Source organism: Pseudoalteromonas rubra, assembly GCF_000967655.1.
Lineage (GTDB): Bacteria > Pseudomonadota > Gammaproteobacteria > Enterobacterales > Alteromonadaceae > Pseudoalteromonas > Pseudoalteromonas rubra_A.
The window spans coordinates 51,349-76,499 of the sequence record NZ_JXYA01000004.1; the positions used below are offsets into that span (position 1 = coordinate 51,349).

Genomic DNA, 25,151 nt, shown 5'->3' on the forward strand with positions numbered 1-25,151 from the left:
TAAATTTTACTTGATACCTTAATTAAAGGATGGGAATAAAATGGATCAGTTACTATCACCAGACATGGATTTAAACTCCGCCGCTACAGATCAACGGATCCATGATCTCTCAGGACAAAAGCAAAGTGGTCTTGCCTGGGTCAAGGCGAACGTGAAGGAAATTAATGCCTGGGTTGACCGCGATGGCTTTGCGCTGCTTCGCGGCCTCAACATCGTCAGCACCAATCAGTTCAGTACCATTCTGGAAACGATCTTTGGCGAGCCGTTAAGCCAGTATATTTATCGCTCCTCACCGCGTACCGCGCTGCGAAATAACATTTATACGACCACCGAATATCACGCCGATCAGGTGATCCTGCAACACAACGAAAATGCCTACTCCAATTGCTGGCCAATGCGAATGGGCTTTTTCTGCGTTTTACCGGCCACCACCGGCGGTGATACACCCCTTGCCGACAGCCGTGAAGTCTACAAGCGACTACCCGAAGCGCTCAGAGCCCGCTTTGAAGAGCGCGGCATTATGTATGTGCGCAATTACGGCGACATAGACTTGCCCTGGCAGGAGGTGTTTCAGACCCAAAGCCGCGACGAAGTAGAAGCGTATTGCTGGAAAAACGACATCCAGTGTGAATGGTTCGACGATGGCAGGTTGCAGACCCGACAGTTCAGGCCTGCGGTCATGGAGCATCCGCAAACGCGTGAAAAGGTCTGGTTTAATCAGGCACATCTATTCCATTGCTCCGCAGTAGACACGGACATGCCCGACAGCATTGGCGCAGATTATTTACCGCGTAATGCCTATTACGGCGATGGCGGCGAGATTGCCAAGGAAGACATTGATGTGATCAACCAGGTCTATCGTGAACTAACGTTTTCTTACCCCTGGCAGCGTAACGACATTTTGCTGCTGGACAACATGCTATTTACCCACGGCCGTCAGGCTTATACCGGTACCCGTAAGGTGCTGGTGGGAATGGCAAAAGCGGCGCGTTGAGGCGTGCAATTCGGGGTTTGTTAGTGGTGCTGAGGTTGACAAACAAAGTGGTCAAATTTGAGGAATCAATACAATGAAATGGTTAAACCCATCAAGGCTGAATATCATGGTGATGTGCCTGATAAGCCTGGCTCTGGCATCGTGCCTGCAAAACAAAAGTACGGCGAAAGACACTACTATCACCGCATCACAAATAGAAATGATAGACACCTCGGTCAGGCAATACTGCGATGCCATGGTGTTTTTCGGCACTATTTATATTACTTCAATAGACAAAGTGGTTTATGAATACCACTGTGGCCCGCAAAACATTCAGTACAAGGCGGATAACACGGTTAAGTCTAAGTACCGGATTGGCTCAAATACCAAAGCGTTTGCCGCTGCTATCCTGATGCGAATGCTCGAAGGCAAAGATCTCAGGGTTGAAACCGTGGGTGACTATCTACCCTGGTATCCAAAGAACCAGTGTGCAGATGTAACCTTGCACAACCTGCTGGCCATGTCGTCGGGGATCCCAAATTACAGCGATAACGAAGAAGTTTACAACAACTGGGGCTGGCGCCCATATTTGTACGATGAAACCTTGAACCTGAATGGTCCTGAAGGGTTTGGCAATCGCTTTTGTACCTGTGAAGAGCAAGGCGGGCAACCGTCGTTCAGCCAGGGCAGCAAATACGAATACAGTAACTGCAACTACTATCTGGTGGGTAACATCATTGAACAGCTGGCGGCCGGCACGCAAGGCGACATAGACCGCAGTTTTTGGTTCAGCAATATCGTTAAAGAGCAGATCCTCGACCCGCTGGATATGAGCGACAGTGGCTCGTTCAGCGCCATTGGGATCTATTCAGATATGACCACAGGCTATATCTACAAAGACAATCAGTATCTGCCACTGGCCAATGGTCGCCCACCGGCTGCGGGCGGGCCAGCCCCTTATGAAGACATTTTGGTTAACCCTTACAGCAATCCGCTCGTGCTTTACTCGGCCGGTGATATGTACTCCACCGTGCAAGACATGCACAAATGGGATCAGGGTTTGTATACCAACAAAATTCTGAATGAAGCACAAAAGCTGGCGGCATTCGCGCCTTATTCCAACACCGGCAGCTCCTCGTCGTGTGAATACTATGGCTACGGCTGGTTTGTCACCTATATCGACCCTAACCAGTACGGCAAAGTGGCGGACTGCCCCGATGATCCAAGCGAAACCAACCTCAGAAAGTACGAGAAATTCCTACAGTATTCAGGCAGCTATCCGTATTCATGGGTCACCAGCTTTAACCGCCTGCTGGAGCGGGATCAAAACGTCATGGTGTTCAGCAACTATGTGAAAACCGGCACAGAGTCGGACTGTATTGCCGAAGAAATTCGCAACATCATCTTTTACAGCGATAAACACCGCACCGAAGCCTGTCAGACGGTATTAGATGAAGCTTAAACGTGGGGGCGGTTAACTAAACCCACGCCGCTGTCATCCCGCACTGGATGCGGGAACTACTTAAAGACCACTGTGTGGCGGTGAGTAAATGCCCAGGGGGAGGTCGAGTGTCGGTTTGAAGGTTCCAGGCTCGGAGGCCGGGATGACGAGAGCTCGGGGGCCGGGATGACAGGTAGGGCCCAGAACGACAGATGGGTAATTAAGTGACGGGGCCGAAGTTTGCCATGCAGCCAAAGTGAGGCCCCAATGCAAAAACATAAAAGAGCTGCAGTGAACTAGGGCGTCTGTATCAAATTCACTGCATTTTTAACGCATTTACTTGCTGTGTTTTAGGACATGGAAAGTGAAAAAGGGCAAGTTAGGGTCTAGGCTTTACCTGACTTGGTGGGTTTAACAACTGTTTATGCCAACTGAATTTTTAACGACGTTGGTACCATTCCAATCATAGAGGAAAAAACATGACAGCGACAAAAACAGCGAAGGATGACAAGGCCACAGCGGCTGCTGAAGCTGCTGCAAAGCAGGATTCAGTCAGTGTTGAGGTTGAGAATCGCGAAGCGGTAGCGCGCATTATTGTCGACAAGTACACCAAATGGTCTTTCGGTACGGGGCTTATCCCAGTACCTGCAATCGACTTGGTGGCCTTGACTGGGGTACAAATCAAGATGATCAGTGAGATTGCCAAAGTATATGGTCAGTCTTATAGCGACAATAAGATCCGCGGTACGGTAAGTGCGGTGATTGGCGGCTCATTCCCACAGTCTTTGGGCGGTGCAGGACTTAGTAGCTTCTTAAAGTCAGTACCAATCATTGGCACGCTTAGCGCAATCGCATTTATGCCAGTAGTATCCGCAGCGTCTACCAGTGCGGTAGGTACTACGTTTATCCGACACTTTGAAAACGGCGGTACTTTGCTAGATCTGAATCTGGCAAGTATTAAGGGAGACATCTCTGAAATTGCAGCAAAGTATCGAAAAGATAAAGGCAACAGCACTCAAGACACCCAAGCTACAGCGTAAGTTGAGAGGCTAAAACACAAATAAACCAGCAGCGCGCCTGTTGGTTTATTTGCTCACAGGTTAAACCAAACTGATTGTCAGTTTATAGGAGCAAATTATGTTAGTTACTTTATATCTGGTGTTATGTGTACTTTCTGGCTACTGGGGCCGCAACACGTTTGCAGGCCCTGTGGGTTTCTTTTTCATTGGCCTGGTTTTTACCCCATTGGTGAGTTTACTGGTGCTATTACTGGCTAAAACACGTCTTGCAGAGCCAAAAGAAGTGGAGGAACAACAGTAAGTTCAGCATTGCCAGCATTCACGGCTTGATTGTGACTGAAAAATAGGCAAGCTAAAAACCAGAGGAAGTAGATCCTCAAGATAAGATAACAAGGATTGCAGTTCTGACTGCGTCGTAGCGCTCAGTATTATCACCAGTGGCGGACTTTCAGGCCACTGGTAACACAATGAAAAGACAATAAAAATGGTATTATACGATTTAATAAGTCGAAACATTAAAATTAAAAAAAGGACCTTTGTATTACTCGGTTGTATCTCTGGCCTTGCCAATGCACTGGTGCTTGCTCTTATCAACAACGTGGCAGAAAACATTTCTGATATCCACAAAGAAAACCATGTATTTTACTATCTGGTGCTGTTTACCCTGACAGTGCTGATCTACGGCCTAACGCAACAGCGGTTGATGACCAAAGCCGCAAGAATGGTTGAAAAATCCATTGACCATATGCGTGTTGAGTTGTTTGAGTCGGTGCGACATACCGAGCTATCGACGCTGGAGAAAATCGGCAAAGAGCGCATATTTAATACGCTCAGCAAAGAGTTGCAAACCATTTCGCAGTCTGCTCAGCTCTTTGTGATCATCGGGCAGTCGATCAGCCTGGTGTTTTTTACCTCACTCTATATTGCCTATCACTCAGTTATGGCATTTGTGGTTTTGAGTTTGCTGATCATGCTGGGCGGCAGTATTCACAGACTGAGAGCCAACGAAATTCAACGCAATATGGCGCTGGCATTTCAGAGTGAAAACCAGCTAATTCAGCGCCTGTCGGACTTGCTCGACGGTTTTAAGGAAGTAAAACTGAGCGCCCCCAGAGCAGACGACCTGGAGCATGAGTTTGCGTTATCATCAGGCAAGGCGCGGCGCGCGCAAACGGTTACCAAAACCTTGTTTGCAACCGACTTTGTGCTTTCGCAGATCACCTTCTTCGCCGCAACCGGTGCCATGGTGTTTTTTGTGCCTGTGTTATCCGATGTTTACCCTGAGGTAGTCATTAAAGTAACCACAGCGTCTTTATTTTTAATCGGCCCGATCACCAGTATTGTTGGTGGTATTCCGGTCTTCACAACGGCCACAGAGGCGGCGCAAAATGTGCTGGCGCTGGAAGCCGACTTAAAACGCGAGCAAGCCGAAACCTCGCCACCGCGCAAGGCGGAAGTACAGCCCATTGAGAGCTTTGAAGAGCTCAGGCTGGAAGGGGCGTATTATCAGCATAATCGTAAACCCGGCGACCGACCATTTTTTGTTGGACCGGTCGATTTAACGGTTAAACGTGGGCAAATTACCTTTATTACCGGAGGAAACGGCAGCGGTAAAACCACCTTTATTCGCATGTTAACCGGCTTATATGAACTTCAGGCCGGGCAGATCTTTCTTGACGGGCGACCGGTTCATGATGCCGACCGTGAGAGTTTCCGCAGTATTTTTACCTCGGTGTTCGCCGATTTTCATCTGTTTAAACAGCTCTATGGGATCAGGGCCACTTCCCAGGAAGAAATCGACGAATGGCTGGCCTTTTTAGAAATGAACGCCAAGGTCAGCGTGACTGATGGCGAATTCAGTACCATAGACCTCTCCTCTGGCCAAAGGAAGCGCCTGGCACTGCTGAGTACCATACTGGAAAACCGGCCAATTTATATTTTTGATGAGTGGGCCGCTGATCAGGACCCCATATTCAGACGAAAATTCTATGAGCAGGTACTACCCAGGCTCAAGGCCCGTGGCAACACCGTGATCGCAATTACACATGACGATGCTTATTTCCACTTGGCAGACGTGCATTTGAAGATGGTAGAAGGACAACTAATGGAACATCATGAAGTAGAAACAGATGGAGTGCCGTCATGAATATCATTCTCCCACCTGATTTAATGCTCATTGGACTGGCCGGCGCCTGCCTGTTGATCCTAATCTCCAACTTGGTTATGCGGGTACTCAGGCGCTACAAACCTGCCTGGCGTAAACGCATATTATCTTGGCGGTTTAGAGCTGGTTTAACCATCTTAATCTGTTTGTTCCTGATCGTGGCGTTGGTGCCGTTTATTTTTATCCGGGTAGACTCTGGTGAGGTGGCTGTACTGTGGAAGCGTTTTGGTGGGGGTACTTACCTGGACCAGCATTTCAGCGAAGGTACGGTATTGGTGATGCCCTGGGATAAGCTGATTATTTATAACGGCCGTTTTCAGACTGCACACGAAAGCATAGATGCCATTACCAAAGAGGGGCTCAGGATCACGCTTAATGTGACGGTCAGGTATCGGCCAGTGATTGAGCATGTCCCATACTTACATCAGTTAGTGGGGCCAAACTACCTCGAAGAAATGGTGTTGCCCGAAGTGGCGTCTGCGGTGCGCATGATAGTGTCGGACTTTCGTGCAGAGGAAGTGTACAGCCATCAACGTATGGCAATTCAAAAACGGTTACTAAAAGATGTGCTTGATGAATTACACATTCAAGAAGAATCGATTTTGGAAGAAAGTAAACACATGAAAGATGGGCATGCTTTAGTAAACCTGGACGATATGCTGATTAAACGGGTGGATGTGCCGGATAAAGTGCATGAGGCAATTATCTCTAAGGTCAACCAGAGCTATCTGAATGAGGAATATGCAATGCGCCTTGAAGTTGCGAAAAAAGAAGCGCAGCGCAAAAAAACCGAAGCACAAGGTATTGCCGATTTTCAGGAAACCGTGGCTGGTGGCATATCCGAAACCTACCTGAGATGGCGGGGGATTGAGGCCACCATTGAACTGGCCAAATCTAACAACGCTAAGGTGGTAGTGATTGGCAGCGGTAAAGACGGACTCCCCTTAATACTCAACACTGAAAGCAGCCTGAGTGGGCCTGCGCCCAACCTGAGCCAGGAAGTGACCAAGTTAGTAAAGGCAGAGGAGGTAACAAAACCTCAGCCGGGTTACGCTAACAGTGTGATCAAGCCCGGTGAGCCCATGAGTAGCCACCATATGACCTCGGCAAAGTCGGGAGAGCCATTACATAAATAACGCAATGAGGCAGGCGGGTTGATAACGGCAAAGCCCTGTTGTAAACCCGCCAGCTTTGTACGGCCGCCTTATAAGTAAGGAAATAAGTAAGTAGATGCTTTATTCAAGAAGGGCTCCTTACCAGCGCCGCCAAATCGGCTTACATTATGACGCCCTGAACATCACGTCAGCCATCCCGTACTTGATATTGGTTCTGCCAAACAGCAGCGCCAAGATTCAATCAGACATATTGATCTAAATATCACGTCCGTCATCCCTTACTTGATACGGTATTTACCAACCAGCGCCGCCAAACTGGCTTACATATGATGCACCAGCGGCCTTCGCACTCGTAAAGGGGCTTTACACCAATCTTGCACAGGTGATTAGCTACCGGCTGCGACAAGCACAGAAATAGCGTAGGTGACAACAAAAAGAGAATCTGATTAAAAAGAGAAGGGCAGTAAACGAAAAATACTCATAAAGGCACACCGGGTGTGCCTCTTTCAGGTGTGCTTCTTAGACTGGGTTGTTACACGTATATACCTGAATATAAGTAAACCAAGGACAACCCTTGTTCACTTTAGTTGGTGGAAAGGCAACATCAACACCCCCGGCAACTTGCGGAGTTTGTTCTAAACCTACAGCTTTACTATTGGATAGGTTTTTGAATTTCTTTTTATTTAAACTTAGTTTCATTTCTATTTCCTTGTTATTTATTAGGCAGAATGCCATATATAGTAATGACACATTATGTAATATTTGTAAATATTTTGATGGGTTATGTATTTTCGGTGTCTTTTTTGTCGGGCTTTTACTGAGTGAAGCCAGCAAAATATCCTTCACCCATCCATATTTTGTTCTTATTTATTGGTTAGTATTTCGGGACGGTCTGAGGGAGCACTATCTGCTTACATATCTAACTGTTGCCAACGGGCACCCACCTGCGTGGACTTGCTCAGTGTAGCTGTATTATTCCGGGTAGGATCATTTCGCGTTTCTATTCGCCTTAAGGCAATGGTTCGATAATCTGTCTGCGCTTGATTGAAAGAGCAAATAGAGTAAACAGGTACAATCTCTGGTCAGGGTAGCCTGATAAAGGTGGCCAGAGTGACTGTAATTGAGAGTACTTGTATTAAGGCACATTGGATGTGCCTTTTTTATTAACTTAATAATCGCTTTTATCAGGTGTTGTGGTGCAAAAGGTGACTGTGTTACTCAGTTTGCTTATCCTCCTGCACCCTAAATGGCTCACCCGGCGTTCGCCGCCTTAAAAATTGGTCAAGCCATTCATTTTATTTAACCAGCTTCATACCAATGGCATAGCTTCTGAGATAAGCGCTCGCACCATACATATGATCTTTGGCTTTTGACACAACCTTAGAAGAGTTCCCATGCTGTTGGGGATGCATGCTGTATAGCAGTACATCTGGTTTCGCAAGATACCTTTTATTGCTGCTTACTTCGGCACCAACACCAGTCAGAACATAGCCATTAGGCATATTTACTGTGGACTCAATCCGAGAGCTTGGGTGGTAATTGAAGTCACCAATGCGTTGGTACGTTTCGATATGTCCCAGATTATGCCCAAGCGCAGCGTTTGCTAAATCTTTCCGAATTCCGACGACGCAGGTAGTAAGCGTAGCTCTTTCGTAGTATCCATGATCTTTCGTTGCTGCAACCCATTTACCATAACTATTGGGGAATGATGCGTACATCAGGTGGCCGGCACGTACATCCGTCCAGTTTGACCTTGCACCGCCACCAATCATCAGATAACCGCTTTCAGGAATATCGGTTGAGCTGTTCGGGTTTTGGCTTGCTGTTTGAGATTGCTCCGAACCGCACCAGGTTTTGATGATATTGTGCTCGCGAATTTCACTGCGGGAGATCCCTTTAATCTTAATACCAATAGCATAGGCGGTTAGGTCATGGCGCGAGGGATAACCATGATCTTTGGTTGATACTATCCAGGATTGCTGCGTATTTACGTCCGGGTAGGAAGCTGTGATTAAGGCTGCGGTGTTGATATCTAAGTCTACACCACCACCTACAACCACCCAGTCTTCATGAATATTGATTTTAACGTCGCGGTTATGCTGATTACCTCCTTTGGTTTCTTTCCACACTCGCATTTCGATTAAACCCGATGCATCTACGCTACTATAAACAACCTCTGCTGCATTTGCCTGCATACCCATTGCCATTATAGCGCCACACAAAATAGATTTTTTAAATTTCATTTTTATTTACTCCGTTTTAGGTTTTTGATTTCGATTTTATGATGGCTGGATTTTTCGTTTTTTATAACTACCCGATTAGGTGGTTTTGTTTCTGATTGATTTGCTTTTTTTGCATTATCCATATGGTTTTTAACACTCCCTTTTTAGGGGGTTATAATCTCGTTTCTTAGGTTCTATATTTTACTCGAACTTAAACGATAAGCAGGAAAAACCATGAAAAAGCTCAATTTTAAAAAAAGCGTTGCATTGATATGTTTAGGCATTCTAGGAGCCAAAGCACAAGCAATACCATTAGAAAAAGTGCGTCATTGCACCACACCTACGGTGTTGCTACCGTGCCTGGGTAAGACACAGCACGAATACAGACATTGGGAAAATAATGGTGTAAAACACGAAGTGCAAAAAAGAACTTATATCATGCGCTACAATACACCTTCAGCAAATGATACCGAGCACCTTGTTTTCATCGCCAGTGGCCAGCGTTCGTTAGATGGTAGTAGCTACCAGAACTTTATCACAGGTAATACTCAGAATTTTGATAATCAATTTAGTCGGACAGATAATCATGTTCAAACATTTAGCTTTTCGTCAAATGCACTGCCGGAATTAGTAAGAAACAGCGGTGTATATTCACCATCCAATTCATTTATCGCCTCGGCATGGGACTCGAGGTTTAATTGGGAGTCGCAAGCTTATAATAAGCATCGTGTGGTCAATGCGTATTATGACTGGTTAAAGACCAAGTTTAAATCTAGCCGACTTAAATCTATATATTTGGCTGGCCATAGTCGCGGCGGAGCACTAGTCACGCGTCTGGCCCAGCGTTTTAAAAGTGAATTCCCAGATATCCCTTTGGTATTACATTTGTTTGATCCCGTCGGGAACCATGTGCAGCAAGAGTTAGTGACAGACCGTTTTCAGCGGGTAAAAAATCCAACTACCTCTGAATGGCAATACTGGTCATACAGGGCTGACTTCAATTCATTGTTCCCTAACAAAAAGAATTTGAGGGTTCTCAATCAGGTTGGTGGCAAGGCATTTATGCCTGAGTGGATGGATGATGCGAAAAAAGGTATACGGTCATTAGCTGATGCAACGCCGGGCACCAATTCGAGTGCCAATGATGGTGCCTGGTATTTTGAAGGACAATCGAGCCGGTTTAGTCTGTTCGATGCTGGCACCGGTGCGGATTGGTATACTCAAAACTGGTATCACGCCTCTCATACCGAATTTGCTTCAAGGGATTGGGCCACCAATGTTGCATTTAATCATCTGATGAGTTCGGATGTACGAACTATGATAGCCGACTACACAAACTCCAGGCCTCCAATCCCCAGCTGTGACGGTTATGTTAGCCGACATGATGACAATGGCGCTACGATCAGATTAACCGGATCGAACTTTGGGGGCGATAATGAGATCAGAGATTGGCGTTGGCAATTTAACAATGGCACAACACAAAATGGGACGAAAAATCCAACAGTCCAAATAGATTACTGGCGGTTCTCCGGGTATCGACTGGAAGCGACTTTGCAGGTGACCAGTCATAGTGGCAAAACGGCAAGCACCACATGCTCAATAACGCTGCCGAGTATTAAGAATCCACCCAGGTAAATTGAGCGTCAACCGGGAGGCCAACCGCAGGGGGAACTACCCTGGGTTGGCCTCTTTTTTATGGGATAAGTAAACTTTGTTTTGCTTTGAGTACCGCTTCTGTTCTGTTCGCTGCACCCAACTGAACAAGGATCTGGCTAACCAGTTCTTTTACTCTGTCTTTGGATACCTGCATTAATTCAGAAATTTCCGGGTTAGTCATGCCTTTTGCCATATACAGTAAACATTCACTGCTTTTGGGTGTTAATGTCGGACGCAGAAATAGATAGTCCGGACATTCTTTGATAATTCTGGGTACCAGAGTCAAAGCGATATCACTTAATATCATACTGTTTTGCTGATAAGCCATTTTGATTTCTTCATATGGTTGACTGGAAAAGAAGTTAACCAACACGATGGCGCCGCCATAATGAACAGGGATGACTATGCCACCGTTGATGTTTTCCTGTGTTAAGAGATTGCCTAAAGCTTTTGGCGCAAGGGTTGACCCATGATAGTCGCGAGTGCCCCAGAATCGCGGGGCCAGTGTTTGCTGACAGTAGTGGATCAGATCATCAGAAAAGCAATGCCCATCCGTAAAGTAAGCGCGAAGGAATTGTTCAGAACAGGTAGAAAGGTACCTGAATACCGGCTCCGTGCCATTCACCCCAACAATGAGAAACTTATCCATCCCCAGTGGCTCTGAAAAACGGCTTAATGCGGTCGTAATGGCAGTTTCCGGATACAGTGCAAAGTTATCTGTGTGGCTGATTTTGTTACCTGAGTAATCCATATAAACTCCTGTGTGCTCTTTGGTTTTATCGCAGGCTTCGTTTTTTATCCTGCACCGTTAAGCTAGGTAATTTTTTGCTGTATCAGTTACGAGAAAAGCGACACCTTACACTGAAAAAGCGACATATATAATTATTAGTATATAAAACAATTAGGTAGAGGGTGGGTTGCAATGGAGTTAGCTGTTAATGCGGCGCTTAATTATTGTGCAATTTGAAAATCTCATCCTTATAAAGCCATTTTGTTGTCAAATATTTAACAAACAGGTTGACTGTACCTTATAAAGGTTATAGAAAGTAATGACGCATTTTACAGTAAGGACGTAAGCGCAAAAATGCTAAAATGGATCTTGGCAATTATCATATTCTTTATCATTCAGTGCCCTATACAGGCGCGCGAGGTAGCCCAGCTCAGGCTGCACCATCAATCTATCGACAAACTTGATATGGTCACCATTATTAACTCTGTTTCACAAGACAGTCAGGGTTATTTGTGGATCAGTGGCACGTCTGGTGTATTAAGGTTTGATGGGTATCAGTCCATATTTTATCCGCACCCGCTAGCAAGAAAAGTCGTTGAAGATGCTCAGGGACGAAGGTGGTTGCTGACGGGCCATGGATTGTATTTGCATAATGACCAGCAGGACAGTTTCATGCCTTACCTGGACACTTTGCGTCAACAAACGCCCAAAGGAAAAAGTCTGTTTAAGGACAGTTTTCTCTCTGTTCGTACTATGGATAACGACGCCTTCAGGCCGGCTGCTTTATATCAGGATAGCCAGAATATGTTTTGGCTTGTGGGTGATGACGGTCAGTTAGTCCATTTTTCTGCTGATGAAGATACCTATCAGTTATATGATCTCCACAGTTCAGGGATCAAACATAACCTTCGTTTTAGTGTCACCTTATATAAAGATGCCCCTTTGTTTATCTCTAAACTTGGCGAAGTATTTTGGTTTGAAAAATCCTCCGGAACTTTTATCAAATTTTGGCAAAACAGTGCACTTGCCGATACTCGAATCGTCACTACTGGACCTGATGACACCTTATATGCTGTGTCTGAACAAGGCTTTTTCAGGCTCGAGCAGTCTGATTCCGGGCAGCCTTCACTGATCCATTTAAGTGATATTGACCATCATGCAGTTACTTCTGTGCATTCAGGGAGACAATCGGTTTACCTGGGAACTGCCTCTGAGCTTATAGTATTAGACTCTAAAGACAGAGTGAGCCGAGTTAGCAGCTATTACGCTGATGCACAGGTACAACAAATATTCCTAATAAGCAATGTGTTTGACGATCAGGGGACGGTCTGGCTCGCAACCAACCGCTCTATATTTGAAGTAGATCTTAAATATACCAGTGACTCAGCCAACGCAGTTTCTGTCATAACTCAGAGGCCAAATATTGATGGTTTACAGTTTGATGAAGACGATAATCTGTGGTTTGTAAGCCTAAGCCGTGTGTATGTGCAGTATAAAGACCGTGCAGAACCAGAATCTGTATATCTGGATACAGCTCATCCGGAACTAGATGTCTACACTGTTTATGCAGGGCAGAGCGGGACATTGTGGTTTGGTGCATCATCAGCTTTATACCGACTTGAAAAGGGCGCATCCTCTGCAACTAGGGTCAATGTACCACCCGTTAATACAGGCATCGATTTTGACATAAGGGATATAGAGCAATCAGAAAATGGCCACTTATGGTTGTTGACCTTTCAGGGGATCGTAGAATATGACCCACAAACTGAGCAGCGGGTGTCCTTTTTACCTGGCCATTTTAAAAATCTGAAAAAAGGCAGTAATGACGAAGTCCTGGCCTGTGGTTTTGAGATATACATATTGGGCCAGGGCGCACCGACTAAGGTTAACTTACAGATACCGAAAAGCAGTAAGAAACTTGTTGTTTATGATGCTGATATTGACCCTAAAGGGCGACTATGGGCAGCAACCTCTTATGGATTATTACTCCATGACTTGCGGGCAAAGCGCTCACAGCAGCTTGATCTAAACGGTGTATATCCAAACGTGGTATTTAGATTTGTTTATCGGGATCGTGCAGAGCACATCTGGCTGGCCGATATGACTAATCTGTACAAAGTCTCGTCAGATACCCTGCAAGTGCTGTACTCAACTCCATTTAAGCGCCTGAGTATTGGAGCAAAAACATATGACAGCGCATCTGAGTCCGAAGCTGGAACCTTATATCTGGGCGGTATAAATGGGATAGCCGCATTATCAAACACCCAAGCTTTGGCACCTTATGGAGTACATATAAGCAGAATCAATGTTCAGGGCGAGCGCTATGCCGTGTACCAGGATGCGCTGCATGCAGAAAATACTATTGTGCCGGGCAGGTGGTTTAATAGCACCCAGAGAAACTTTAAGTTTGAATTCGTTAATATAAAACGGGATCGGGATGTTGATGTCTATTATCAGTATCGTCTGCTGGGGTTTGATACTAACTGGACGGAGGCAGAGCAAACGCAGCGCAGTGCTACATACACTAACTTGCCACCAGGTAGATACAAGTTTGTGATTAGAGGCCGGGCAATTTCGAGTGACTGGACTGAGTCACGCTTTGAGTTTGAAATTGCAACGCCCTGGTATTTAACTGGCTGGGCTTTCACACTCTATGCTCTGGGTATGGTTATCTTGATTGGTTTGCTGCTTTTTGCCAGAACACACCAACTGAGGCGACGTAACGCGCATCTGGAAAAGCAGGTATTGTCCCGCACCAAAGAGATAGAGCAAAAGCGTGCCCAAATTGCCAGTTTAATGGAAAGTAAAAACGTGTTCTTTGGTAATGTATCCCATGAACTGAGAACGCCACTGGCGGTGATCATGCTGCCAATTAAAAGTATGTTGAAGCAGGTAAGTAATGACGGTAACAGCAAATGGCACGCGGCTTATTCACAGGCTTTGAGGCTGGAAAAACTCATCGACAACCTGATCCGCTATGCCAGAAAAGATGATGTTGCCCCTTTTGAAAATCATCACTTTACTGCCAAAGAGGTGTTGCTAAAGCAGGCTCATGCATTTGAGTTGCTGGCCAGCGAAAAACAGATCCGTTATGAAGTAATACATACTCTGGATTCACAGGAAGTGTTGCTGAACGAAGCAGACTTTGAGCAGGTAGTGACAAACTTACTATCTAACGCTGTAAAATATACCCCTGTAAAAGGCGAGATTAATGTGGAAGCGCATCAGCGTGGCGGGTTCCTGCAACTCGTGTTTACAAATTCTGGGCCCGGTATTTGTAAATCCTTACAGACAGATGTGTTTAAACGATATGTGCGCGGAGAGCACGGTGAAATAGGCGGACAGGGCATTGGTCTGTCTGTGGTTCATCAGCTTATAAGCGACTGTGGAGGAGAGATAGTACTGAGCAGCGAATCCGGAGAAGGGTGTCAGTTTACCCTGACTATCCCTATTTACAGTGAAGCATCGGCGCAAGATACGGGCAGCGGAGTACGAACAGAAGCAAAGGCTCAGCTTCAGCTTGCTGACCAACCTGAGTCTGATGCCCGCGTGTTGATTGTAGAAGATAACTCGCAGCTAAGAATGATGCTTAAGGAGTCATTATCTGCGTGGTTTGATTGCACAGTCGCCTGTGATGGAGAGCAAGGCCTGTCGCAAGCAAAATCCGACCTGCCCGATCTTATTATCAGTGATGTGATGATGCCAAAAATGTCCGGGCTGGAGATGCTGCGAGAGATCAAGCGGGATGATACAACCAGCCATATTCCCGTGATATTACTTACAGCAAAAGAGGATGACGATAGTCGGATCCTGGGGTTTGAGGCTGAAGCTGATGATTACATGGGTAAACCCTGTGATCTTGATGTGCTCAGGCATAGGATGGAAAACTTGATTAAAGGGCGTAAGAAACTAGCGCGGTTATTTGCAGATCAGATCCTACGCAGCCCGCTTCAGGCAAGTACACTCAGCGATACAAAGCGACTTCCCTTTATTGATAAAATTCAACAAGTCATTGCACAAAATTATCAGGACCCTAATTTTGATACTGAGAGCATGGCCAGCCATGTGTTTTTGAGCGTGCGACAGCTGCAACGCAAAACCCGAAATCTGACAGGGCTATCGCCAAATGCTCTGCTCAGGCAATATCGTTTAGAGCAAGCACGTACGCAGTTACAATCGGGCGCTTTAGTCGCTGAGGTTGCTTACCAGGTCGGGTTTTCATCTCCTGCTTATTTCAGTAGTTGCTTTAAAACTGAATTTAATATGTCTCCGCAGCATTATACTAAGCAGTATGAGAAAGAACCTGAGCGGCAAGAGTAAATCAACGTAAAAAGGCACAAATTGTGCCTTTTTTTATTTAATCAATTATATAGACCAACATGCTTCTTTGTTTACCACCAATCATCCCGACATGTTGTAATATTTGACCCTGTTGCAGGTGGATTACCATTTGGTTGGAATGCGTCTGCTCCTCCCTGCACGAGCGGTGTCAATTGTGCCTGCATTGCTTGATTACCAGACAGTTTCTTCATCTTTTTTGTTTTTAGCGTAAGTTTCATAATGGTCTCCGTTTTGTTATGTCACCGGGGATTACTTTTACACTTAATCAGATGCTTGTAAACGGCGATGTTGCCAAAATAAGTACTTGTTCCTACCCCCATCTAGGGAGTGTTCTTAAGTGAAAATAGTGTTAAAGAACAAGGTGAAATGAGTGGTAGTTGACTATCTGAAACAGATTGCAGGCCATTGTTAGTTTCGACGAATGCAGAGAATCACGAGGCTAAGCTTTTTTATCCACTTATTTTGGTAGCTATTTTATAGTCGAGTTTGTTTTTTCAAATGTAATATATCAGGTAAGTTACTGAGTCAGGGGAGCCATCGTGAGTGGCGTCAGAAGAAAGCATGCAGATATGAAGCAAGGCGAATACTTACTAGGTTTGGCATATCAGGCAAGTATTAAAATACCCGATGTGCCAAATGAAAGCTTTTAATAATAATCCGGGGAGCAGGTGCCTAAGTCAGATTGCGTGTCAAAGGGTTTATCACCATTTTGTGGAGTGGCGAGGAGTCCGCCCTGAACAAGGGGTGTTAACTTAGATTGCAGTGCTTCCTTAGATGACAAAGATTTTAGCTTTTTTGCTTTCACAGTCAGTTTCATAGTGGTCTTCCTTTTTTATTAATTAACAATACTTTTGCATTTAAACAGGCGTTTGTAAAGTGCTGTTTTACCAAAATAGTATTTGCTTATTTCCCCACTTGGTGAGGCTGCAATATAGAGTTTTTCTAGTATGTTGTGACTGCTTTGTTCATAAATCTATCTAACTTTATTGAGAGGCAGATGTTGCTATATAAACGGCAAGTTTTGCTCTTTTGTTGCTATTTAATGATTTGTTGTTGTCTGGTTATTACGTCTTTACTCTTGTTTAATGGCCGTGAATTTGTGCTGTTTAGGTACACATCATAATAAAAAAGGAATAACAATGAAGACAAAAGTAACAAAAGTCCTGATAGCAGGGTTATTACTCTCAACTGTTCTTAGAACTGTTGCCAACGGGCCCCTCCTGCGTGGACTTGCTCAGCGTAGCTGTATTATTCCGGGTAGGATCATTTCGCGTTTCTATTCGCCTTAAGGCAATGGTTTGATAATCTGTCTGCGCTTGATTAAAAGAGTAAATAGAGTAAACAGGTACAATCTCTGGTCAGGGTAGCCTGCTAAAGGTGGCCAGAGTGACGTGACTGTAATTGAGAGTACTTGTATTAAGGCACATTGGATGTGCCTTTTTTATTGCTCTTGTAACCTGCAATAGCGCCTGCTCACCACTTATTGTAAACAGTTCGACTATTTCCCAACGAACATAAATCATTCTCTATAAAACAAGCTTTTACGCCGCTATTTTATCCAGTTGCCTGTTCGTATTAGCCGCTATCCATCCTCTGTACAATCGATGCTTATCAGCTAAGCTGAGTTGTGATAGGTTAGCGCTTAAACCGCGTCTGGCCGTATCAAACTATGCGAAGTTATGTTTTTACAGGGAAATGATATGAACAATCTAAAGGCACTCAGCCTGCCAAACAGCAAACAAGGAAGCGACCAACCAAGCGATCCACTTCAGATTTTGTGGCAGCGGATAGAAAAGCATAAAAAGCGCAATCAAAACTACAAAAACAAAGTAGCAGCAAATTATCAGCAATTTTGCGAGCTGGTTTTACCCCATGAGCAACGGCAGATTGACTTTCTTTGTCAGCAGATAATGCATCTGTCCTCTTTTGTTACGCGTAAATCTTTTACCAGTTCAGAGCGCGATGCACTGATGAAGTGGATCTCGGAAGATATGGATTATCTGGAGGTTAATCCATTTGCAGACCAATCTCGGGTAGCCGAGTTATCTCAGTATATTTTTGAGCAATTAAAAACTCGTCAGGGACAACTGGCCGAAAGCGTGTCTGAGCCGCAAATCAATGCGCTGCGAGCAGAACTACAACACGAATTTGGTGAGTGGCTCACACTCAGTGATGAGCAGCTAAAAGCCTGTATTGCCGACCCCGCCGTCCTGTTCGAACACATTGAAGCCATGCAGGCAGCACGCTACGAAGGGGAGCAAACAGCAAACGAGGAAGCCTTTGATGATGACCCGTTTGCCAACGGATTTTACAATCAGTTTGAACCCGATGACGATGCGCAGTATCGGGATTTCGCAAAGGTTGAACAAAACAGACTCGACAGACTCTTCAAAGGCAGTCAGCTCAATAAAATGTATAAGCGCCTGGCCGCAAAATTACATCCAGACAAAGAGCCCGATCCGGCGCGAAAAGCGCAAAAACATAACCTGATGCACGAGCTTTCTGAGGCGCGCAGAGCAAAAGACGGCTTTACCATTTTGCAGCTCTATTTGGCGCATTTTGACGACGACCCTGAATTTGACCAAACCACCAAAGATAACCTCATCCCTTTGCTGGAACAAAAGGTTAGAGAGTTAAACAGCGAATATCGTTTTTTACAAGACAACCACGACATTGAGACACTGGTGTGGCGGCAGTTTAAAGACACCAGTAAAAAGCGTATTCGAGACAAGATGCTCAATCACAAAGCCGCGCTGGAGCAAGAATGCATGGCCATAGAAACCTTACTGGCAAACTGCACAACCGTGAAAGCCATGAAAGCGGAGCTAAAAGGGCACCTGAAGCAACCAGAGTTCAACCCGTTTTTGCACCTCGACGTGCTGCCAGACTTTTTGGTCAAATAGGAACACCGTGTGATCAAGCACAACCCCAGCTCAGGCGTGTATATCAGAGCCGGGCAAGGCTCTAGCCTCGTCATCCTGGCCAATAAGTTGCCCGTGTTCCAATTTAGGGCTGAGATCTTGCTTCAAACTCCGTTATCCCGGCTTTCGATCCCCTTGTAATCCCGGCCTCCGAGCCGGGAACCACCTACCGAAAACACCCAAAGCCTGAATTACCCGTACCGCTCAAAACCCTGCACCGTCTTCTTTCCAGTGTAATCTACTGTAATAGCCACAAAAAAGCGCACTGAGTTATGATAAAAAGTTAACCAAAGACTCGTTCAAACCCCCAATCTCCAAGCATTTCGGGCCCACAATCCAATTTGTAATCAAAAGTTGAGCAATTGTTTTAAAATCGCTAATCACTGCGGATAAAAAGCTACTCAACCAGAAAAAAGTGTTGTAAATTATTCATGCGTCTGCACCAAATGATGGTTCACTTGATTACGGTTTAACTGATAATCGCCAAAAAAGGGCAGGCACACAACAAGAATAGTTTTAAAGTGTCGCGCAAAGGAAGTTGTAACCGCCGATCAGCAGAAAAGGAGCCATAGATCACTCTGGCACCAAACCTGTCCCATGCATCACCTCCTTACCAGCTGCACCACAGAGTAAACGGGTGAGTGATGTCAGACTCCACATTAGAATACTACAGCCGCAATGCCGTCAGCTTTGCCGAGGCGACTTTTGCAGTGAACATGCAGCCACTGTATGACGAGTTTTTACCCGCCATACCCAAAGGCGGCAAAATCCTCGATGCCGGCTGCGGCTCTGGCCGCGACGCATTGGCATTTAAAAACCTCGGCTACCGGGTCGATGCCTTCGACGCCTGCGCAGAGCTTGCCAACATCGCCAGCTTCCACCTGGAACAACCCGTCGGCTGCTTCAGCTTTGATGAACTCAGAGCAACCAACACCTTTGATGCCATCTGGTGCTGCGCCAGTCTGCTACACGTGCCAAAGGTACAGCTGCCAGACGTATTCCAGCGCCTGCAAAACGCACTCAAACCAAACGGCATCATTTATATCTCATTCAAATACGGCGAGGGCGAACGCACCGCGGACGGCCGCGCATTCACCGACCTCACCGAGCAAAGCCTGAACACCTTACTTGCCCAAAACACCGGCCTTAAAGCCTGCAAAACCTGGCAGACCGGCGACCAACGCCCCGGCCGTGAACACGAACGCTGGCTTAATGCTTTGTTGGAAAGGGTAGGTGGTGAATAGTTTTAGTCAGAGCACCTTATTGCAAAACAGCGCGCGTCAACTGACGGCGGGCGGCACCGATCCCTTATTGCCAAAACTGGTGCATGCCATTAACCATGCCGACGAAATTGAAATCACAGTCTCTTTTATCCAGCCTAGTGGGCTGGCGCTGTTGTTTGACCCGTTATTGGAGGCTCTGCGCAGTGGCGCGCAGCTCAAACTGCTTACTTCTGATTATCTCGACATCACCAGCCCGGTGGCATTACGCGAACTAATGACACTGGTTGAGCGTGGCGCTGATATTCGCATTTATGAAAGTGACAAACATCAAAGCTTTCATATGAAGTCGTACATTTTTGTCAAAACCCAGACAAACAGCGCTGAAATTGCAGCAGGTTGTGCCTTTATTGGCTCAAACAATATTAGTAAAAGTGCACTGACTACAGGGCTGGAGTGGTGTTTTCGCCATGACTATACTCATCCGCCGGGTAGCAAGGGCGCCTGCGAATTTAATCATATTCGCCGGGCATTTGCCGAGCTGTTTTCTCATAACAACGTTAAAACACTCAGTCATAGCTGGATTGATACCTATATACAAAGACGAAAAGCGCCGCAGTTTATTGTCGCTGGTGAAGCGGAAGACGACAGCGATACAGAGCCCGTCACACCGCGTGCTGACCAACAGCTGGCGCTGGACGCGCTGGCAAAAACGCGCCGCCAGGGCTTTAAACGGGGCCTGGTAGTGCTCGCAACCGGTATGGGCAAAACCTGGCTTTCGGTATTTGATGCGCAACAAATGCGTGCAAAGCGTATTTTGTTTGTAGCCCACCGCGAGGAGATCCTGACTCAGGCCCAGCGCACCTTTGCGCGATTATTACAATGCAAAACCGGACTATACACGGGCAAAAAGAAAGACTCGGACGCCGATTGCCTTTTTGCCTCAGTCCAGACGTTAGGGCAAGCGCGTCATTTGCAGCGCTTTGCACCGGAGCATTTTGACTATATTGTGGTAGATGAATTTCACCACGCCAGTGCCCGGGTTTACCGCGCATTACTCAACCACTTTACCCCTCAGTTCTTGCTGGGTTTAACCGCCACACCGGAGCGTACTGATCGGGCCGATATACTCGGACTGTGCGATAACAACCTGGTGTTTGAACGCAACCTCACTCAGGGAATAGATAACGGCACACTGGTGCCATTTCAGTATTATGGTATTTGGGATCAGGACGTTGACTACAGCGCAATTCCCTGGCGCAATGGCCGGTTTGACCCGGACGCATTGGAAAACCAGTTTGCGACCAGCAAGCGAGCGGCACATGCATTAAAAGAGTGGCAAGCGCGCAAGCAACAACGCACGCTGGCCTTTTGCATTTCTAAACGTCATGCCGAGCACATGGCCGATTACTTTAATCATGCTGGTGTTAAGGCGCTGGCCATACACAGTGACTCCCTGGTACGCCGTAATGATGTGCTCGAACAGCTTGAGCAAGGGCAGATTGAGATTTTATTCTCAGTGGACTTATTTAACGAAGGCACCGACCTACCCAGCATTGATACCGTACTGATGCTGCGGCCCAGCGATTCCAAGATTCTATTTTTACAGCAGCTTGGCCGGGGATTACGCACTTGTGAAGGCAAAACCCACCTCACCGTGCTGGATTTTATCGGCAACCATCATAGCTTTTTAAATAAGCCGGCGGCGTTGCTTAACGCGCAAGGCGCAAAGGGCGTGACACAAGCGCTGAAAGCTCCCAAATTGCCCGAAGGGTGCTTCATCAACTTTGACCTAGAGATCACCGATTTCTGGCAGCAGCTGGCCAAAATACAACGCACCACAGCACTGGAAGATTATGAGCATCTGGCACAGCTGCTTGGGCATAACCCAAGTGCAAGCGAGTTCTATCGCCACTACGGCGACCTGAAAAAAGTCAATAAACAACATGGTAGCTGGTTTGCGATGCTGGCCGATATCGGTGACGAAATTAACGCAGACTGGTTAGCACCATACGCAGATTTTCTGTTTAATGCTGTACAGCAAACCAGTATGACCAAATGCTTTAAGGTCATTTTGCTGCAAGCGTTTATACAACTCGACGGCTTCAGAGCTGCGCCAACCCTGAGCGAACTGGCCAAAGTCAGTGCTGCAATTTTAGCGCGCTACCCGCACCTTAAAGCACATGACCTGCCAGAATCCAAACGAACACTGGAGCCAAACAGCCAAGCGTGGTTCAGCTACTGGCTGGGCAACCCGATAGAAGCCTTTACCGGGCTAAAAAAAGCCAAACAAGGCACAACCTGGTTCAAGGTCGAAAAAAACGGCGAAGATCTGCAAGCTGCGCGGCTGGTTGCGAACGTGCACGCTGGCCAGCTGCCGGAACAGGATTTCGACAAGCTGGCCGACTGTGTTGCAGAGCTTATTGAACTCAGGTTAGCTGAATACACCCAGCGCATTGAAAACAAGCGTATTTCAGAGCCGCAAGCAGCAATCCCAGAGCCGGAAAAAGCCTCTGATAAAAAAGAGCCAGACATACCAGCGCAGCAAAGCGAACCCGACAGCACCAATGTGGTTCAGCTGCCGTATTTCCCTAATCTGAAAATTGCCTGCGGTCACTTTAAAACGGGTGACGACAGCCACATGACATGGCGCCCGGCACCTGACCGTGCTGGCAGGGTAGACCCGGATAAACACTTTTTGGCCCACGCCAGCGGCAACTCAATGAACGGTGGTAAAAACCCCATTCTGGATGGTGATTTACTGCTGCTGGAGCGCATCAGCAGCGACAATGCCGGTTCACTCACGGGCACTACTATTGCTATTGAACGATTTGATGAATCGGGCGACGCCCAGTTTTTACTGCGCGACGTGCAAAAAGAATATAACGAACAGGGCGAAGCCAGATACCTGCTGGTCGCCCGTAATCCGGATTACGAAACCATTATCGCGGACGAGAGTTTAGTAACGTTTGCGCGGTTGAAGTGAAAAAGGTCTAAATTGTCCTTCAATTATCACGGTTATTGGGTTTCAATTAAAAGAGAGGCGACTAGTTGTTGTTTTGGCTCTTCTTTTCAGTTGCAATTTTTTTGGATAGCTTTTCTATGTATTTTATTGTCACGTCCCAGTTATAACCCATTATAAAACCTATGAGGGTATAGCCATAAGGCTGACTTTCAGAGCTGGCAGTTGCATTGCCGGTAAGAAATATAAAACCTCCGTTTAAGAGCAGAAAGGTTATTACACCAATAGACATTGTTAGTAAAGGTGACAGTAAAAATCCCCAAGTATGTGAGCTGTCAAACTCCTTAGTTACAGCTATATGGTTATGGAAAGAAATAATTGCCAAAACTGCGCCACCAAGAGCTGCACCCCAAATACATGAAAATAAGGATCTGATTGCTTTTCCATTCTCGAATACTGGAATTAAATGCTGGATATAATCATTAGTTGAATAGAAGCTATTAAACCAGATATCAAACAGGCCCAAAAGCGGAATAATGGTATAAACCATAATAAATATAAAAATCAGTACTCTAGCTAGAAAAGTCAAATTTGTGTTCATCATTTGTTTTTTTTGTTATTGTATTGATTTGCCTTGTTGCTGGCAAGGTTGTTTAGTTGAAATACATTGTGAAGTTAAGGATTGAATTTGATGCAAAGCAATGATTATCATTGGCCTGAGTATTTCCCTGAAAATGTTCCGTGTGATAGCGCTGTTCCAGCAATGGGAGTTGCATATAGGTTAGTTAACAGTTTTCCTCCTTCAAGTGAAGACTTTCAAATGTATCGGGATGAGAACAAGGGATTTTCTCCTTCAAAGGAGTATAAAAAATTTGCGTATGGTGTATCATTTTGGGACTCAAAACACGCCGTTCAGAAAATTATTGATAGGTACCCTTCCCCTGAACAGTTTGGAAGTAAGTTAATCGCAGAGGTTAACTTCAAAGCAGATCTGGGTATGATGGTTGTTGATCAACCCTCAAAAAACCATATTAGTCTCTGGAAGCAAGTAGGACAATGTCCGTCTAAGTGCGAATGCAAGGAAGTAACATGACCCATTTACTACCTAAAGATACTTTTTTGGGAAAGCTAAAGGTGTTCGAGGTCTACGATGACTTCATGGGGCCTAAATGCTTTTCACTTAAAAATCAATTTGGCCAGTTTTTTCTGGCTTACTGGGGCGGTGACTATGAAGATTATAGCCGGTGGCTATATGTACTAGTCACATCAGAAAGGCTCGATGAACTTACCCGTCAGGCCAGGTGTGTGAGAAGTGCGTATGTTAACCCTGAAAATAAACAAGTTTTTGATATCAAAATCTATTATGAAGAAGGGACAACGGAAGTCAGCATATTGCAAAGAGATTACACTCTATCTATCCCCCCTGATGGAATGCTCATCGATCCAGAGTTGATAACATGCCACATGCCTGAATCAGAGTGGGGCTTTAAGCTGAGAATAAGCAAAAAGTCCAAAAAACATGTAGCACCAGAGCGTTCTGTCGTTACTAGAATTATGGACTCCTTCAGCGTAATGTTAGAAGAGCTAATGCAGGATATTATTGGCAAAAAATCAGCCAGTGTTTATCCTCTTGAGGCAAGCTTTGGGTCTTTTGAAGTAAGTTTGAAAACTTCTCACAACCAAGCTGCTTGCATGGCTGTTGAAAAAATAAAACGATTGGTTTCTGAATCTACAAACCTCGAGCAGGAACTGCATCAATTGAATTTAGATCCTTATCGCTTGCAAGAACTATCAGAAATAATTAGGGATAATTATATTGTTTTAACACTTTCGCCTAAGACTAGTGAGTTTTTAGCTGAGCCTTTTGAGTTTGGTAGAAGCGGGTTGAATGACTTAATTCAGACTCTAGCTAATAGCAACCTAACCTTTGTTGACTCAAGTAAAATTCCCCAAGCCAACAATCTTCAAAGAGTATTAGAGGTTTTATCTAAAAAAGAAAAAGGCGAACATATTACCTACGAATGTATTGATGGAATAAGTTCACAGAGGCAGTTAGATTATCATTTTACTGCAGCAATATGCTTAGGATTGATGAATAAAAATCATTCTCTAACCGCTGCTGGGAAGTTTGTTTGTTTGTTAGAAGGGAAAGCTGCAAAGTATCAATACCTATATGATAGGTTTGAAAGTACAGAGTTCGGTTGGTCTTGGATGCAATGGGCTGGAGTCAATAGTATTTCTGACCTTGATCCTTCTTCTTCTAAGTTGTTCATTTCACAATGCGTTCGGGGATTGAAAAGGAGTACTGCTGTTAGAAGAGCAAATACTCTTTCCACTTGGCTGAAAGACCTTCAGCCATATAAGCGTGATTATGGAGAGTGACTCGT

The 25,151-nt window shown here is 45.6% G+C and carries 19 protein-coding genes; 13 read left to right on the forward strand and 6 right to left on the reverse strand.

Annotation, left to right across the window (positions count from 1 at the left end; translation table 11 throughout):
• The first annotated feature begins 40 nt into the window (after positions 1–40).
• The 6 genes from TW77_RS02320 (at position 41) to TW77_RS02345 (ending at position 6,733) form a co-directional block, all read left to right on the forward strand.
• Positions 41–994, forward strand: coding sequence for a TauD/TfdA family dioxygenase (locus tag TW77_RS02320; protein WP_046003368.1), 954 nt, complete (start codon positions 41–43; stop codon positions 992–994).
• Positions 995–1,067: 73 nt separating this feature from the next.
• Entirely contained in the window at positions 1,068–2,435 is a 1,368-nt protein-coding gene (locus tag TW77_RS02325) for a serine hydrolase domain-containing protein (RefSeq protein ID WP_046003369.1), read from the forward strand.
• 458 nt (positions 2,436–2,893) lie between these two features.
• The gene (locus tag TW77_RS02330) at positions 2,894–3,454 is read left to right on the forward strand and encodes a YcjF family protein (RefSeq protein WP_046003370.1); all 561 of its coding nucleotides are present in this window, start codon (positions 2,894–2,896) and stop codon (positions 3,452–3,454) included.
• 97 nt (positions 3,455–3,551) lie between these two features.
• Complete coding sequence (locus TW77_RS02335; protein WP_046003371.1) at positions 3,552–3,734, forward strand: hypothetical protein; 183 nt, start codon at positions 3,552–3,554, stop codon at positions 3,732–3,734.
• 183 nt (positions 3,735–3,917) lie between these two features.
• Positions 3,918–5,579 (forward strand): cyclic peptide export ABC transporter, encoded by a 1,662-nt coding sequence (locus TW77_RS02340; protein WP_046003372.1) that lies wholly within the window; start codon positions 3,918–3,920, stop codon positions 5,577–5,579.
• On the forward strand, positions 5,576–6,733 hold the full coding sequence (locus TW77_RS02345; RefSeq protein WP_046003373.1) for a prohibitin family protein: 1,158 nt from the start codon (positions 5,576–5,578) through the stop codon (positions 6,731–6,733). The genes TW77_RS02340 and TW77_RS02345 overlap by 4 nt, the downstream gene beginning before the upstream one ends.
• Before the next feature lie 498 nt (positions 6,734–7,231).
• Here the strand turns inward: TW77_RS02345 and TW77_RS02350 are convergent, their stop codons facing one another.
• A complete protein-coding gene (locus tag TW77_RS02350; RefSeq protein ID WP_046003374.1) occupies positions 7,232–7,411 on the reverse strand; it encodes a hypothetical protein in 180 nt (59 codons plus the stop codon).
• A gap of 596 nt (positions 7,412–8,007) precedes the next feature.
• Positions 8,008–8,955, reverse strand: coding sequence for a hypothetical protein (locus TW77_RS02355; RefSeq protein WP_046003375.1), 948 nt, complete (start codon positions 8,953–8,955; stop codon positions 8,008–8,010).
• A 213-nt stretch (positions 8,956–9,168) separates the two neighbouring features.
• Here TW77_RS02355 and TW77_RS02360 point away from each other — a divergent pair, with 213 nt between their 5' ends.
• Positions 9,169–10,569: a hypothetical protein gene (locus TW77_RS02360; protein ID WP_046003376.1), complete on the forward strand. Its 1,401-nt coding sequence runs from the start codon at positions 9,169–9,171 to the stop codon at positions 10,567–10,569.
• A gap of 58 nt (positions 10,570–10,627) precedes the next feature.
• Here the strand turns inward: TW77_RS02360 and TW77_RS02365 are convergent, their stop codons facing one another.
• On the reverse strand, positions 10,628–11,341 hold the full coding sequence (locus TW77_RS02365) for a response regulator transcription factor (RefSeq protein ID WP_046003377.1): 714 nt from the start codon (positions 11,339–11,341) through the stop codon (positions 10,628–10,630).
• A 333-nt stretch (positions 11,342–11,674) separates the two neighbouring features.
• Between TW77_RS02365 and TW77_RS02370 the strand changes: the two genes are divergently transcribed.
• Positions 11,675–15,640: a hybrid sensor histidine kinase/response regulator transcription factor gene (locus tag TW77_RS02370; RefSeq protein WP_046003378.1), complete on the forward strand. Its 3,966-nt coding sequence runs from the start codon at positions 11,675–11,677 to the stop codon at positions 15,638–15,640.
• 71 nt (positions 15,641–15,711) lie between these two features.
• Here TW77_RS02370 and TW77_RS25035 read toward each other — a convergent pair whose 3' ends face one another.
• Together TW77_RS25035 and TW77_RS25040 are read right to left on the reverse strand one after the other, a co-directional pair.
• Positions 15,712–15,879, reverse strand: coding sequence for a hypothetical protein (locus tag TW77_RS25035; RefSeq protein ID WP_156158581.1), 168 nt, complete (start codon positions 15,877–15,879; stop codon positions 15,712–15,714).
• A gap of 428 nt (positions 15,880–16,307) precedes the next feature.
• Entirely contained in the window at positions 16,308–16,478 is a 171-nt protein-coding gene (locus tag TW77_RS25040; RefSeq protein WP_156158582.1) for a hypothetical protein, read from the reverse strand.
• A gap of 883 nt (positions 16,479–17,361) precedes the next feature.
• On the opposite strand from TW77_RS25040, the gene TW77_RS02375 reads away from it, so the two are divergent.
• From TW77_RS02375 to TW77_RS02385, 3 genes are all read left to right on the forward strand, one after another.
• Positions 17,362–18,564 carry a J domain-containing protein gene (locus tag TW77_RS02375; protein ID WP_046003379.1) on the forward strand — a complete coding sequence of 401 codons (1,203 nt, stop codon included), beginning with the start codon at positions 17,362–17,364 and terminating at the stop codon, positions 18,562–18,564.
• A gap of 662 nt (positions 18,565–19,226) precedes the next feature.
• Entirely contained in the window at positions 19,227–19,826 is a 600-nt protein-coding gene (locus TW77_RS02380) for a class I SAM-dependent methyltransferase (protein ID WP_046003380.1), read from the forward strand.
• Entirely contained in the window at positions 19,819–22,788 is a 2,970-nt protein-coding gene (locus tag TW77_RS02385) for a DEAD/DEAH box helicase family protein (RefSeq protein WP_046003445.1), read from the forward strand. Before TW77_RS02380 ends, TW77_RS02385 begins: the two co-directional genes overlap by 8 nt.
• A 61-nt stretch (positions 22,789–22,849) precedes the next feature.
• Here TW77_RS02385 and TW77_RS02390 read toward each other — a convergent pair whose 3' ends face one another.
• Positions 22,850–23,368 carry a hypothetical protein gene (locus TW77_RS02390; protein ID WP_046003381.1) on the reverse strand — a complete coding sequence of 173 codons (519 nt, stop codon included), beginning with the start codon at positions 23,366–23,368 and terminating at the stop codon, positions 22,850–22,852.
• A gap of 87 nt (positions 23,369–23,455) precedes the next feature.
• Between TW77_RS02390 and TW77_RS02395 the strand changes: the two genes are divergently transcribed.
• Together TW77_RS02395 and TW77_RS02400 are read left to right on the forward strand one after the other, a co-directional pair.
• On the forward strand, positions 23,456–23,857 hold the full coding sequence (locus TW77_RS02395) for a hypothetical protein (RefSeq protein ID WP_046003382.1): 402 nt from the start codon (positions 23,456–23,458) through the stop codon (positions 23,855–23,857).
• Positions 23,854–25,146 (forward strand): DUF6575 domain-containing protein, encoded by a 1,293-nt coding sequence (locus TW77_RS02400; protein WP_046003383.1) that lies wholly within the window; start codon positions 23,854–23,856, stop codon positions 25,144–25,146. Before TW77_RS02395 ends, TW77_RS02400 begins: the two co-directional genes overlap by 4 nt.
• Positions 25,147–25,151 lie beyond the last annotated feature (5 nt).

Bases quoted from the DNA above. Each gene is read 5' to 3' on its own strand.
- TW77_RS02320 (WP_046003368.1), top strand. From the start codon at position 41: ATGGATCAGTTACTATCACCAGACATGGATTTAAACTCCGCCGCTACA.
- TW77_RS02325 (WP_046003369.1), top strand. From the start codon at position 1,068: ATGAAATGGTTAAACCCATCAAGGCTGAATATCATGGTGATGTGCCTG.
- TW77_RS02330 (WP_046003370.1), top strand. From the start codon at position 2,894: ATGACAGCGACAAAAACAGCGAAGGATGACAAGGCCACAGCGGCTGCT.
- TW77_RS02335 (WP_046003371.1), top strand. From the start codon at position 3,552: ATGTTAGTTACTTTATATCTGGTGTTATGTGTACTTTCTGGCTACTGG.
- TW77_RS02340 (WP_046003372.1), top strand. From the start codon at position 3,918: ATGGTATTATACGATTTAATAAGTCGAAACATTAAAATTAAAAAAAGG.
- TW77_RS02345 (WP_046003373.1), top strand. From the start codon at position 5,576: ATGAATATCATTCTCCCACCTGATTTAATGCTCATTGGACTGGCCGGC.
- TW77_RS02350 (WP_046003374.1), bottom strand. From the start codon at position 7,411: ATGAAACTAAGTTTAAATAAAAAGAAATTCAAAAACCTATCCAATAGT.
- TW77_RS02355 (WP_046003375.1), bottom strand. From the start codon at position 8,955: ATGAAATTTAAAAAATCTATTTTGTGTGGCGCTATAATGGCAATGGGT.
- TW77_RS02360 (WP_046003376.1), top strand. From the start codon at position 9,169: ATGAAAAAGCTCAATTTTAAAAAAAGCGTTGCATTGATATGTTTAGGC.
- TW77_RS02365 (WP_046003377.1), bottom strand. From the start codon at position 11,341: ATGGATTACTCAGGTAACAAAATCAGCCACACAGATAACTTTGCACTG.
- TW77_RS02370 (WP_046003378.1), top strand. From the start codon at position 11,675: ATGCTAAAATGGATCTTGGCAATTATCATATTCTTTATCATTCAGTGC.
- TW77_RS25035 (WP_156158581.1), bottom strand. From the start codon at position 15,879: ATGAAACTTACGCTAAAAACAAAAAAGATGAAGAAACTGTCTGGTAAT.
- TW77_RS25040 (WP_156158582.1), bottom strand. From the start codon at position 16,478: ATGAAACTGACTGTGAAAGCAAAAAAGCTAAAATCTTTGTCATCTAAG.
- TW77_RS02375 (WP_046003379.1), top strand. From the start codon at position 17,362: ATGAACAATCTAAAGGCACTCAGCCTGCCAAACAGCAAACAAGGAAGC.
- TW77_RS02380 (WP_046003380.1), top strand. From the start codon at position 19,227: ATGTCAGACTCCACATTAGAATACTACAGCCGCAATGCCGTCAGCTTT.
- TW77_RS02390 (WP_046003381.1), bottom strand. From the start codon at position 23,368: ATGATGAACACAAATTTGACTTTTCTAGCTAGAGTACTGATTTTTATA.
- TW77_RS02395 (WP_046003382.1), top strand. From the start codon at position 23,456: ATGCAAAGCAATGATTATCATTGGCCTGAGTATTTCCCTGAAAATGTT.
- TW77_RS02400 (WP_046003383.1), top strand. From the start codon at position 23,854: ATGACCCATTTACTACCTAAAGATACTTTTTTGGGAAAGCTAAAGGTG.